Source organism: Stenotrophomonas maltophilia (assembly GCF_047497515.2).
Taxonomy (GTDB): domain Bacteria; phylum Pseudomonadota; class Gammaproteobacteria; order Xanthomonadales; family Xanthomonadaceae; genus Stenotrophomonas.
Map to the genome: position 1 here is coordinate 1 of NZ_JAXAXL020000025.1, position 13,311 is coordinate 13,311.

Here is a 13,311-nt window from a genome sequence, read left to right on the forward strand (position 1 = left end):
CTACGGCATCTGCCTGGAACCATCCACGCATGGCGTGGATCTACCGCGGCAGCCTGCCCCTGGTGGGTGCCAACCTTGGTTGGCACGCTCTACGGTATCCGCGAAGAACCATCCACGCGTGGCGTGGATCTACCGAGGTCGCGCCAAGACCGCGTGATTCAAGGGTCTCACCAGCTTCACAAGCGCTCGCGCAGCCTCAGGACGCCAGCTGCACCCGCAGCACTTGATACGGAGCGTCCACCCCATGAGTACCCGATTCGATCCACCCGAGCGCGGCCCGCTCGGTCCCGACGTCGCCACCGTCGTCACCGCCCCCATCGTTCCGCCCGCCAGCGAAAGCGCGGTGTCCTGGGGCGCGATCTTTGCCGGTGCCGTCGCCGCCGCTGCACTGTCCCTCATCCTGCTGATTCTTGGCGTCGGCCTCGGCCTGTCATCGGTGTCGCCGTGGTCGTTCGAAGGGGTCAGCAAGGAAACCTTCGGCTGGTCCAGCATCGCCTGGCTCACCTTCACCGCGCTGGCTGCGTCGGGCCTGGGTGGCTACCTGGCCGGTCGCCTGCGCACCAAGTGGACGCTGATCCACGGCGATGAAACCTACTTCCGCGACACCGCGCATGGCTTCGTGTCGTGGGCCGTGGCCACGCTGCTCACCGCCGGCCTGCTGACCTCGGCCATCGGTGGCGTGCTGGGTGCGGGCGCCAAGGTCGCCGGTGCCACGGCGGGTGCAGCGGCCTCGACCGCAGGCGTGGTCACCGCAGCAGCCGGCACCGCCGCTGCAGGCAATGCGCAGGAAGGCGACCTCAACTATTGGGTCGATTCGCTGTTCCGCAGCGCGGCTCGCCCGGCGCCGGGCGCACCGGAGGCAGGCGCACCGCCGGCACCGGGCACGCCGCCGGCACCGGGTGCGATGAACGATCCGGCCGCACCGCCGCCGCCGGCCGCACCGAACGCAGGTCCGCGTCCGGCCGGCATAATGCCGCCGCCGCGTCCGATGGCGGGTGGCCCCGCCGGCGATCGCCGCGAGGTGCGTGCGGAAGTGAACCGCATCATCGTCAACAGCCTGCAGGGCGATGGCCTTGACCCGGCCGATACCCAGTACCTGTCGCAGCTGATTGCCCGCGAAACCGGCATGAGCGAAGCCGAAGCGCAGGCCCGCGTGACCGACGTGCAGACACGCATGCGTGCGGCGCTGGAGAAGGCCAAGACCACGGCCAAGCAGGCCGCCGACGATGCACGCAAGGCGACGGCGTACGCCGCACTGTGGCTGTTCATCACCCTGCTGATCGGCGCGTTCTTCGCCAGCCTCAGCGCCACTTGGGGCGGCCGTCGCCGCGACCTGTAATTCCCATTGCTTCAGGAGAACGGATATGAAGATGTTGCTGCTATGGCTGCTGGGCGTTCCGATCCCGCTGCTGATCCTGTACGCGATCTTCTTCTGATGATTGCGTAGCACGTGAACTCTCAGGCCGCCGCAAGGCGGCCTGAGCCATTCTGGACCAGGCGTTTCATGATGTTTGCGCAGAGCAATGAGAAATGTTGCAAAAACAGCTTGAGAGATATTGAGTAATTCCCAAACCTTGAGCGGCTTCAAAAATCCTGATCAGCGTTCAGCGTTTTAGGAATGCTTGAATGGTTTGTGGGGCAATGGATTCCTAACATTCTCTCCGTCGCCCGCATCCACCTCCGCGGGCGGCGCTTCCCTCGCCTTTGCGGAGAGGGGAGCTTTCACGTTTCCTGTCCGAGAGAGACACGCCCCATGAACGTCATCATCAAGAAAGTCGCGCTCGCTGCAGCGCTGGCCACCGCTTCACTGTCTGCACAGGCAGTGGAAACCCGCATCTCAGTCTATGCCAATGTCGATTCCACACTCGCCTTCCAGCAGGAAGACGGCACTGCGCTGCCGGATACGATTACCTTGAACTACCACCCCGAATTGACCGGCACTGGCGGACGTGTCGGTGGCCTGCAGGAGTGGAAGCTGGCGACGCGCATCTTCACCAACGACGAAGACAAGGATATTGAAGTCAGCCTGCGTACTGCGCTGGAGCTGGTGCCGACGCTGGGCTTTCCCGGTGCCAAGCCGGAGCCGATGACTGTCAGCCTGGACGACGTCGAGCTGACCACGGCTAGCCAGGACTTCAAGGCTGCCGATCTTTTTGACGGCGCAATCCCAGGTGTATCCAAGCCGCTGGACCTGAAGATCACGCAGACCACCCCGGGCCCCCTCGCCGCTGGCACATACAACGGCATGGTCGCCATCGTGATGGCCCAGAAGACCGGCACCCCGTAAGTAGTCCCCGCCGGCCCGTCAGCACGGGCCGGCCTTCCAACGCGATTGCCCCGAATGAATTCTCCCGCACCCGCCGTGACCCGGCTGGCGATGGCGCTCGCCTTGGCGTTGGCGCCAATGCTCGCCCACGCCCGCAGCGTCCCCGCTGGCTTTGAAGATCTGGTGGAAGGCCAGACCGAGCAGCTGGATGTCAGCCTGTTTGGCCAATCGGCCGGGCTGTCGCCGGTGCGGGTGACGCTGGACGAGGTGCAGCTGCTGGAGCCACAGCGTGTGGCCCAGGCGCTGGGCCTTTCCGCGGAAGCGCAGGCCGCCTTGCTGCCGGCGCTGTCGCAGCCGATGCCCCGCAACAGCCACCTGGCATGCCGCTTTGGCGGCGCTGCGGCCGGCTGCGGCTACATGGCACCGCCGGAAGATCCCGCGTCTGTGCGCGCGCTGTATGACGAAGGCGAAGGCGTGCTGCGCCTGTTCATTGCCCAGCAGTGGATTCCTGGCCAGACACCGGATGCGCATCGTTTCCACAACGTCACCGCCAACGCGGAGAACGCCTGGCTGCATCGGCAGACCTTCAACATCAGCGGCGGGCGCGACTATCAATCATTGAGTGCGCAGGGTGCGGGCACGCTGGGCCTGTTCAAGCGCGGCCATGTGGCGGGTGAGTGGAACTACAACCGCCAGCACTACCGCCGCAGCGGCAGCCGCGATGATTTCCAGCTGGACAGCGCGTACTACCGCCACGACCTCGGCCAGGAGCACTACCTGCAGATCGGCCTGATGGACCGGCGCAACCTGTCCAGCACGCAGGGCGGCACCTTTGCGTTCGGCATGCTGCCGCTGGACCGCTTCCGTGGTGTGCGTGCCGGCACCACCTACGCCTATGTGGACGCCGACGGTGCGATGCAAGCCTCGCCGCTCACCGTGCTGCTGGCACGCGATGCGCGCGTGGATGCCTTCGAGGGCGAGCGGCTGCTGCAGACCTTCTATCTGCAGGCCGGCGTCAACCAGCTGGATACCCGCAGTTTCCCGATGGGCAGCTACAACGTCACCCTGCGCATCTACGAAGACGGCGTGCTGGTGCGTAGCGAGGATGCCCCGTTCGACAAGGGCGGCGACTGGACCGATACGCGCCTGCAGTGGTTCGTGCAGGGCGGGCAGCGCGACGAGCGCCGCAGCCGCAGCGGTGACGGCGAGCACGCGCTGCAGGCAGGTGTCCGCTTGCCTCTGGCGCGCGACCTGGCGCTGACGGCAGGCGTGGCCGACATCGCCGGTTTCAGCTATGGCGAACTGCGCCTGGACGTGCGCCGCCAGTTCGCGACCCAGGATCTGCGCGGCGCCTTCAGCGTGCTGCGCGGCAGCGATGGCAGCAGCGGCCAGCAGCATCAACTGTCGTATCGCCGGCGTGCGTCGTGGAATCTGTACCAGCAGCGCATGCGCGGCAATGCCTGCCGCTTCCAGGATGACAGCCGGGACCGCCTGGGTTGCAGCGACTCGCTCAGCGGCTCGATGTCGCTGCCGTTGGCCGGCGGCAGTGCCTACGTGGGCTATACGCGCCGCCAGACCTGGCGCCCCGCGCAGGCGTTGCCCGGCTTTGACGAAGATCCCCTGGAGGGCCTGCTGCCATGGCTGCCGCCCGACCCGCTGCGCCCGCGCCGCGAAGCCCAGCGCAGCCGCACGTGGCAGGCCAGCTATAGCCGTACCGACCGCTGGGGTGAGTTCAGCGTGTCCAGCCGTGCCGGCGTATGGCAGCAGCACAACGACGGCAACACCAACACGTCCTCCAGCCGCGACAGGGGCGTGTTTATCAGCTTCGCCCTGAGCCGCCTGCAGAACGGCGAGCGCGGCAGCTCGCAGCGCCGCTACGCCGTGGATGCGCGCCAACCCGAACACCAGCGCCCGGACGTGACCTACAGCGTGGCGCAGAGCCTGCGGCAGGAGGTGGATGCCACCTACCGCGAAGCCAATGCCGAACTGCGCGCCACCAACACTGAACGCTACAGCGCGACCGTGGGCGGCCAGCTGCAGAACCCCTGGGGCCAGACCGGCATCACCGTCGGTGGTTATCGCCAGCCGGGACGCAGCGAGTTTTCCTACAGCGCCAACCATGCCTCCAGCTTCGCGCTGAGCCGTCGCGGTCTCTACTGGGGCGGCGGAGCCACCGCCGACGCCGGCCTGGCCGTGCAGGTGGACGACACCGACGATTTCGACCTGCGTGGCGTGGCTGCCGAACTGCAGGTGGGGGGCTCGCGCCGCCAGCGCCTGAACCTGGGCGAGCGCCGGCTGATGCCGCTGCAGGCCTACCAGTCGCACCGTGCCGACCTGCAGGACGCGAGCACCGTGGACGGCATCGCCTCGGTGCGGGTGAGCGGCGTGTCCGGCATGCGCCCGCTGTTCCTGTCGCCGGGTCGGCTGGTTCGCATGCCGGTGCCGATTGAAGTGACCTACACCTTCGTCGGCAGTGCGCGCGATGTCGCCGGCCTGCCACTGGGCGGCGCGCGCATCCTCAACGCACCGGTCGCCGGCACCAGTGCCAACGGCGGCTTCGTGGCCGACTTCCCGCGCAGGGAAAAGACCCTCTACCTGCTGCAGGACGACCGCCTGCTGCAATGCCCGCTGCAGGTGCGCGAACGCCGCAGCGTGGTGCTGCTGGTGGGCGCAGTGCAGTGCGAGCCGCTTGCGGTGGCGCAGCTGCCGGCGGAGATCCGCCAGCAGGCACGGGTGACCCGGCTGCTGCAGGAACAGTCCTTGATCGCGGTTGTACCGCAGACCGCTGCTACAGGAGAAACGCCATGAAACGGCGTGTGGTGTTTGCTTGGATGGTGGTGAGTGCGTTGGTTGTGGTGGTTCCGAGGGTGTGGGCGCAACAGCCGCCGCAGACGGACCCGCCGCGTGGGATGTTCACACAGGATGTGGTGATGAGCTGGGATCGATCCTCGGTTCCTGCTGATATCGAGTTGTGGGCGCCACGCACGCTGCTGGCTTACGACACGGATCTGAGCAAGCGCTATGGCGAGTTGTACATGGTGTGTGCATCGGCGACGGATACGTCGACGGGCCGGTGCCCGGTGGAGGACATGCTTGCTGCACTCGCATACCAGACGACGCCGATATCGATAAGGTTCGAGGATGCGCGCACCGGTTTGTTGATCAATGCGGACGCAACCGCCGCCCTCTACCGCGCAGACTCCAGCAACGCTTGCTCTCTCGGCTACTGGGCGCCAGGCACATTTGGAATATCTTCCTCTGTCAGCCCGACTTGTGATCCTGTGCCCGCAGGAACTGGCAAATCACTCGCACTGCGCGCGGCTGATCTGTCGAAGCTGACAGCGGGCCATTGGAAGGGAACGCTCGAACTCCGCCTGCGTCGCCCGCCCGCAGAGCACCTCGCCACCTATGTCTTCAACTTCGATTTCACGGTCACCGATCACGACGCGGCCTTGATCTACCTGCCGGCGTTCGAGTACGGCAACGCCCACGTCAACCTGGATCTGCGCTACGACCCGATCGCCAAGATGATCGGTGGACGCAAGGACGTCGATATGTGCCTGTACGACGGTGTCGGCTCCAGCAGCGAGTACCTGGGCGTCACCGTGCGCGACGCCGGCCCACACCCATCCGGTGGTGATGGCTTCTCGGTCTGGCATCCGGATACCACTGGCGACGAGAGCGAGCGCGTGGACTTCGACGTGCTGCTCGACTACGCCGGCAACAAGCGGCGTATGCGCAACGGTGTGGAGGAGCAACTGCACGGTGTCGACAGCGCCGCGCTGCGGCTGGTCAAGCTGCCCAAGCTCGACCAGCCGGTGTACTGCGTGCCCACGCCGTTGACCCTGCTCACGCCGCAATTTCCTTCCACCAGCAAGCGCCAGGGCGTCTATAGCGGCGAACTGAAGGTCGAACTGCGCGTGCCCGCGGCCCGCCCCTGATCTCCTCCACGGAACCTCCCATGAAAAAGATCGCTCTCTCCCTGCTGCCATTGGTCCTGCTGGTTGCACTACCGGCCCAGGCCAACCTGACCATCCATCCCATGCGCACCTCGATTGAAGGCAAGCGCAGCGCGCAGATCCGCGTGTATTCGCAGTCCACCCAGCCGCAATACGTGCAGGCCGCGCTGCGGCGCATCGACAACCCGGCCAGTGAGAACGAGCGCGAGGTCGAGGTGGAGCCGCATCAGGCCGCCATCACCATCACCCCAGGCAAGTTCGCGCTGTCGGGCGGCGGCAATCGCCTGATCCGCCTGATCCCGCTGCAGAGCGTGGAGAAGGAAACCGCCTACCGCATCTATTTCGAGGGTGTACGCGGGCCGGAGGAGATCGAAAGCGAAGGCGAGGGCGGATCGCAGGCCAACGTGGGCGTCAGCCTGGTCTGGGGTGCCCTGGTGAACGTGTTGCCCGCCGATGGCGAGGTGGCGCTGAGCCTGCAGGGCAACACCCTGCACAACACCGGCACGCTGCGCGTGGGCATCACCACCGTGGCCGAGTGCAGCAGTGCCGGCGCCTGCACCGCCCACGACGTCTCGCACAGCCTGTACCCCGATGCCGCGCTGGAACTTCCGTTCCAACCCAAGCCCGGCAGCACCCTGCAGCTGCGCTATCGCCTTACCCGCGACGGCTACCGCGAGCACGTGCAGACCGTCGCCGCGTCGGCAGGCTGAGTCCATTCCCTCTCTTTGACCTGCGCACCCGCGCGGGACGATTTTTCCCTGTGTTGTTAAGGAGCTTCAATGAACCGCATCTATCGACGTATCTGGAATGCCACCCGGCAGTGCTGGGTGGTGGCCAGTGAGCTGAGCTCGCCGCGCGGCAAGCCCGCACAGACGCGGGTGCTGATGTCTGCACTTCTGCTGACGACGGCGGGTGGCGCCTTTGCGGCCAATGAAACGGATGACCTGGAGCGGGCTTCGGAATCCAGTGCCGGAACATTGCGGGTTCAGAAGGAGTTGATCCCCCTGCTTTCCTTCGCCGCGCCGAATTCAGTCGCATCGGCCATCGCACCGCGTGGCAGGTACGATCAGCTGGCGATCGTGATGAGCGGAAACTACGCCGATGCGATCGTCAGTGGCGCCGACGTTCTGGCGCTCGGCTCGCGCGCAAACATCAGTGGTACCGAATCTACGGGGTTGGGCAACTATGCAAAGACCACTGGCGGATATGCTACGGCAATCGGCCACAACGCCAGAGCGTACGGCGGCCATGGCACGGCGTTGGGAACAGCTTCGTACGCCAACGGCAAGGGTGCAACCGCGCTTGGTCATGATGCGCAGGCAACCTCAGGCAATGCGATTGCGATCGGTAGCGGTGCGCGTGCAGCGTATACGGATTCTGTTGCTATCGGCGCGAACTCCGTAGCCTACGAATCCAGAACGGTTTCGGTGGGCAATAGCGGGCAAAGGCGTCGCATCACCAATGTTGATGCGGGGCAGTCCGGTAACGATGCGGTCAACGTCAACCAGTTGAACAATACAAACCGGAATGTTTCGACAGTCGAAGGCATTGCCAACACTGCAAGAAGCACCGCAAATACTGCGCAGTCCACCGCTAACACCGCGCGAGATACGGCAAACACCGCGCGCGATACAGCGAATGGAGTGCGGGATACTGCCAACAGCGCCAAGAGCATTGCCGACGCTGTGAACAAGCGTCTCAGCGACACGACGGTAAAGATAGGTGCCTACTCGTCCGCAGACAAGGCGGATGGTGTGGCTGTTGGTGCTTACGCCGCTGCCGGGCTGGGCGGCGTTGCGTTGGGGCGCAGTGCCAACTCGTTGGGGGATCGTTCGGTGGCCGTGGGTAACGGCGCGGCGGCCAAGGAGATCTACACGTCAGCTCTGGGGAACATGGCAAGCGCATCTGGCATCGGGGCATCTGCGGTTGGGTATGTCTCTTCCGCGGAAGGATCTTTCTCAACCTCGATTGGATACGGCGCCAAGACCCGCGAGCGAGGGGCCGTAGCGCTGGGGCATCGAGCTGAGTCAGTACACGAGGGATCCGTGGCGTTGGGCAATGAGGCCCAGACAAATGGCAGCTATCAGGTTTCCGTTGGCAACGCGACACAGAAGCGAAAGCTGGTGAACATGTCCGACGGACTGGTCGCGCAGGGAAGCTCGGACGCTATAACCGGCAACCAGCTTTACGCTACCAACGCAACTGCGACAGGCGCCAAGGCAGCTGCAGATTCAGCAGTTGCCCAGGTCAAGGCCTCGTCCTATCTGCTGGTCAACGGCACCGCTGGTAGTGATACCACCAAGGCCAAGGCCACCGGCACCGGTGCATTGGCCAACGGCATTTACACCGAGGCCAGCGGAACGGCTGCAACCGCGATGGGCCGCACGGCCAAGGCATTGGCGGAGGGGGCCATCGCCATTGGCGATCGTGCCGGCGTCGAATCTGCTACCTCCAAGCACAGCATCGCCATCGGAACCATGGCAAAGACCGGACCGCAGGAAGATCTGCTGGCCATTGGTCGCAATGCCAATGCCTCCGGCGGGGTCGGGGCAATGGCCCTGGGTTATGGCAGCACCGCCAGCCATCTGCGCTCGGTTGCGCTTGGCTCGGGTTCCACGACCAGCGCCCAGGACCAGGTGTCGGTAGGCAACGCCAGCATCAAGCGAAAGATCGTCAATGTAGCCAATGGCAGCCTAACCGCGACCAGCAATGAAGCTGTGACAGGTGCGCAGCTCTTCGCAACAGATCAGGCTGCGCGTGGCGCGGAATCTACAGCGAAAGAGGCTAGTGACAAGGCGGTTCAGGCACTTGCGAAAGCCTCGACGTTGGAGGGCCTGGTCAGCGAATCTGCTCCGACGGGCAATGTTCGATTGGGTGGGGCGAATTCCGGCTCTATTGTGGACGTGCGCAACAGCACAGGTAGCAAGCGTCGGATCAGTGGCCTGGCAGATGGCGAATTGATCGCTGGCGGAGCGGACGCTGTTAACGGCGGCCAGCTATTTGCTACCGATGAGCGCGCGAAGGCCGCGCATGACGTTGCCAGTGATGTTGCTTCCAGGGTTGCAGATGTGGAGGCACAGTCCATGTACTCATCTGTGGGTGCCGGTGGCCCAGGCGTGGCTGCGCGCGCTGGCTTGGTGGGAGTTGCAATTGGCGATTCCGCTCAAGCATCGCTGAACTCGGAGGGCGCGGTGGCCCTGGGTAGTTTCACCAACGCGGCGGGCATGAATTCAGTCGCATTGGGACGCGCTGCGCGCGTGACTGAGTATGCACTGTCTGGCTTCGCACTCGGCGCAAGTTCTGCTGTCGACGAGATTGCTGGTCTGGCACTTGGTGCCGCCAGCTCAGTGAAGCGCGGTGCGGTGAATTCAGTCGCTATTGGTGCTGGTGCTGTGGCGGACGAAGCTCGCACTGCGTCCTTTGGCACAATCGGACTTGAGCGCCGGCTTGTTCACATTGCCCGCGGCACCGCCGACCACAACGCCACCACCGTCGGCCAGTTGAACGACAGTCTCGCTACTCTCGGCGGCGGTGCCAAGCTCGACGCCAACGGCAACGTGATTGCCCCTACCTACACAGTACAGAATACCCGTCAGCGTACGGTGGGCGACGCCCTGACTGTTCTGGATAACGCGGTAGTCCGCAGCACTTCCCGCATGGATGGCGTCGAAGGTGAGCTTCGCTCAATCTTCCAGGAGCGGGTTGGCGTTCAGTCCAACGGTATCAACACCGTTGCGCTGGCCGGTCTCAATGGTGCCTTGCTCACCAATCTGGCTGATGGTCGGATCGCAGCGGGCAGTCGCGACGCAGTCACGGGTAATCAGCTGTTCGCTGCGGAGCAGAAGATCGAGCGAAACCGTAGTGAGTTGGATGCGTTGCAACGAGATAGGGGCTCTGAACAGTTGCGTGAGTTCGCCGCATCGCATGCAGGGAACACGATCGATTTCGACGGTGCTCGCCTGACCGGCGTGGCCGATGCGCGGCTCACCACCGATAGCTCAGATGCAGTACGTGGTAGCCAGTTGCATTCGACCAACCTGCGATTGAATGTCATTGAGGACAGAGCCGGAGACTCTGCTTTCGGCTGGTTGCCGGAGGGCTCGCGGAACGCTGCTGCAGCGGGCTTGGCGGGAGTTGCTATAGGTAGAAACGCCGAGGCTTCATTGCAGTCCGAAGGTGGCGTTGCTCTAGGTTCCTGGGCAAAGGCTTCTGGAAAGAACTCCGTCGCATTGGGGCGTGCAGCGGACGTCGGCGTCAATGCAGAGAGAGGCTTCGCGCTGGGCGTTTTTTCCGTTGTAGACGAGTATGAAGGCGTGGCACTCGGCGCTGGCAGCATTGTGAGGAAGGGGGCGGTAGAGGCAGTTGCGGTTGGCGCAGGTTCTATTGCTGAGGAGTCGAATACTGTGTCCTTCGGCTCCACGGCAATGAACCGCCGGCTCGTTCACCTTGCCAGCGGCACTCTTAACCACAACGCTGCAACAGTCGGCCAGCTCCGCAGCGCACTTTCTGGCTTCGGTGCCGAGGTGGACTCCGATGGCAACATCATCGGCCCGCAGTTCAACGTGCAGGGCAGCACCCAGTCCACGCTCAACGACGCGTTGACCACGCTCGATGGCGCCGTCCTCCGCACCACCTCCCGCGTCGACGGCATGGAAGGCCAGCTCCGTTCCATCTTCCAGGACACCGCCACCGCCCGTGCCGATGGCTTCAACCAGCTCACCCTCGCCGGTGCGCAGGGCATGGTCATCTCCAACGTGGCCAACGGCCTGATTGCCGCCGGCAGCCGCGAGGCGGTCAACGGTGGCCAGCTGCACGCGGTGCAGCAGCAGCTCAACGGCCGCATCGATGGGCTGGAGCAGCGTGTAGACGGCCAGGGCCCGACGCCACAGTCGCGTGCCATGGCGCTGGCATCCACCGAGCAGGAGGCAGCGGCACCCACGCCGCCCGCCACGCAGGACGACAAGGTCGTCGCCGATACCGGCAACGCACCGAAGTCCTCGCCCGCGCCGCAACCCAAGGCTGAAGCGCCGGAATCGCCGAAACCGCAGGTCGACACCGCCGAGCTGGAGAAGATGCTGGCCCGCGCCAACGACTACAGCGATGGCATCGCCCGCGAAGTGGATGCACGCTTGAACAAGATGGACAAGCGCTTCAACCGCATGGCGGCGATGAGCAGCGCGCAGACCGCGATGGCGATGAACACCGCCGGCCTGGCCACCTACAACCGCCTCGGTGCGGGCGTGGGCTATGCCGAGGGCGAATCGGCGATGGCGGTGGGTTACCAGCGTGTGTTGAACGACAAGGGTTCGGCCACCTTCAGCCTCAATGGTGCCTTCACCAACAGCGGTGAGCGCAGCGTGGGCGTGGGTGTGGGTATCGGCTGGTAAGCCGTGGAGCCCCGGCGTGGTGCGCGTAACGAGCCCCGCCGCGCCGGGGCGCTGGCCGAGGAGATGGCAATGTACAGTCGGGTAAGCCGATGGCTGAGCTACCGCAGCTTCTATCTGTGGCGCGCGCGGTATCGCTATTACACCCGCCACCTGGATGCCTGGACGCTGACCACCGTGCTGTGCCTGTCAGGGATGGTCGTGCTGCTCTGGTACTACTGGCGGTTCACCCACGTGCCACCGCCGCGCGTGCATCCGCAGGCGGCGGCGCTGCGGTTGGAAGGCGTCACCCACGAGGCGATCCACCGCATCGTGCTGGTGCGCCACGGTGGCAACCCGCCGGGCGAGGAGTTCACTACGGCCGAGGAGATCCGCGGCAGTGCGCAACGGACGATCCGGGTGCGACAGACGCTGGAAAGCGAAGTGGTCTGGCGCTTGAAGGCGCACATGCTGACCGATATCGCCGAGTACATCGAGGCTACGGATGGCTGTGCACCCTACCGGTGTACACGGGTGGTGGAGCGCATCGCGTCGCTGCGTGAGGCCGCGCGGGAGAACGCGGCGATCAACCGGGCGCTGCAGGGAATTCTTGATGGGCCCCACGATCTGGTACCGAGCCTGGAAAGCAGTGATCGGCAACGGGTGAAGAGTGGATGGTCGGATCCCTTCAACGATATCTACTACCAGACGTGGCTGTTGAATGATCTGCAGGCCATGCATGCGCGGATGATGACCGAGTATCCCAAGCGCGCCCCGCTGCCGTGGCTGGCGGCGTGGTTGAGTGACCCCGAGCCGGCGCGCGGCATGGGGGCGCCACTGTAGTGCCGAGCCTGGGCTCGGTTGCTCTTTCTTCCGGCATCCACGCAGCTGGGAGCATTGTGCGGACCAACGGTCCGCACCCACCCAGCGCGAGCGCGACACCCACCCAGCGCGAGCGCGACACCCACCCAGGGCGAGCGCCGCACCTACCAGCACCCTTCGCGGTTACCTGCCGACGTACGCGGTGATTTCGGCCTCGGCCAGTACCTGCCGCAGCTGCGCCACGGATGCGCGCCGCATCGGCTTCTCATCCACCGGCGACAGCGGTGCCTGGCGCAGGGCGTCATAGGGCAGCACCGCCAGGTCGAAGGTCAGCTCTTCGGCACTGAACACCCAGACCGGTACGTCCAGGCTGCGCTCACGGTCCATGCGCAGGCGGCGCGTGCGCGATTCGGCAGGAATACCGTGCTCGTCCAGGAAGCGGTGCACGGCCTCCGGGTCGTCGCTGTGCAGGTGCAGCTGCACGGGGCTGTTGGCGTCGGCGGTGCCGTCCAGCACCGGGCCGGCCAGGCGCGGCGCGAAGCCGTGCAGGAATTCCAGTGCACGCATTGCAGCCTCGCGCCGGCGCTGCAGTTCATTGCCGTGCTGTGACCCGGAGAACAGCCGCTGGTACTCGCGCAGCGCGTCTTCGATCTCGGTGTTGCGGGGCAGGGAAGCATCGTCGTGGATGCCCAGCCGGCTGGCGGCCTTCAACTTGGCCTGGTGGTAGTCGCGGATGCCGCCTTCGGCCATCAGGCGGGCGGCTTCGTGGGCGAGGCGGTGACGCCGCTCGCGGGTCTGGCTGGCAGCATGCTGGCGCGCGCGATGCATGCGATGACTCCTGTTGCGACCTGGCTACAGACTAGCGCACCGATGTGACATCTGCGTGGGTATTTCGGGGAGG

General features: G+C 65.1%; 8 protein-coding genes. 7 read left to right on the top strand and 1 reads right to left on the bottom strand.

Annotation, left to right across the window (positions count from 1 at the left end; genetic code table 11):
- Positions 1 to 244: 244 nt before the first annotated feature.
- The 7 genes from ACMZPQ_RS21470 to ACMZPQ_RS21500 all read left to right on the top strand — a co-directional run bounded on the left by ACMZPQ_RS21470 (position 245) and on the right by ACMZPQ_RS21500 (position 12,431).
- Entirely contained in the window at positions 245 to 1,339 is a 1,095-nt protein-coding gene (locus tag ACMZPQ_RS21470) for a hypothetical protein (protein WP_197583603.1), read from the top strand.
- 414 nt (positions 1,340 to 1,753) lie between these two features.
- Positions 1,754 to 2,287, top strand: coding sequence for a CS1 type fimbrial major subunit (locus tag ACMZPQ_RS21475; RefSeq protein WP_049457156.1), 534 nt, complete (start codon positions 1,754 to 1,756; stop codon positions 2,285 to 2,287).
- Positions 2,288 to 2,341: 54 nt separating this feature from the next.
- On the top strand, positions 2,342 to 5,074 hold the full coding sequence (locus ACMZPQ_RS21480; RefSeq protein WP_197583602.1) for a TcfC E-set like domain-containing protein: 2,733 nt from the start codon (positions 2,342 to 2,344) through the stop codon (positions 5,072 to 5,074).
- Positions 5,071 to 6,207 carry a CblD like pilus biogenesis initiator family protein gene (locus ACMZPQ_RS21485; RefSeq protein ID WP_312646518.1) on the top strand — a complete coding sequence of 379 codons (1,137 nt, stop codon included), beginning with the start codon at positions 5,071 to 5,073 and terminating at the stop codon, positions 6,205 to 6,207. The genes ACMZPQ_RS21480 and ACMZPQ_RS21485 overlap by 4 nt, the downstream gene beginning before the upstream one ends.
- Positions 6,208 to 6,227: 20 nt before the next feature.
- Entirely contained in the window at positions 6,228 to 6,935 is a 708-nt protein-coding gene (locus ACMZPQ_RS21490) for a pilus assembly protein (RefSeq protein WP_197583600.1), read from the top strand.
- Positions 6,936 to 7,004: 69 nt separating this feature from the next.
- Positions 7,005 to 11,612 carry an ESPR-type extended signal peptide-containing protein gene (locus ACMZPQ_RS21495; RefSeq protein WP_197583599.1) on the top strand — a complete coding sequence of 1,536 codons (4,608 nt, stop codon included), beginning with the start codon at positions 7,005 to 7,007 and terminating at the stop codon, positions 11,610 to 11,612.
- 69 nt (positions 11,613 to 11,681) lie between these two features.
- Positions 11,682 to 12,431, top strand: coding sequence for a hypothetical protein (locus ACMZPQ_RS21500; protein WP_197583595.1), 750 nt, complete (start codon positions 11,682 to 11,684; stop codon positions 12,429 to 12,431).
- Positions 12,432 to 12,593: 162 nt separating this feature from the next.
- On the opposite strand, the gene ACMZPQ_RS21505 is transcribed toward ACMZPQ_RS21500, so the two are convergent.
- A complete protein-coding gene (locus tag ACMZPQ_RS21505; protein WP_197582187.1) occupies positions 12,594 to 13,238 on the bottom strand; it encodes a hypothetical protein in 645 nt (214 codons plus the stop codon).
- Between the last annotated feature and the right edge of the window lie 73 nt (positions 13,239 to 13,311).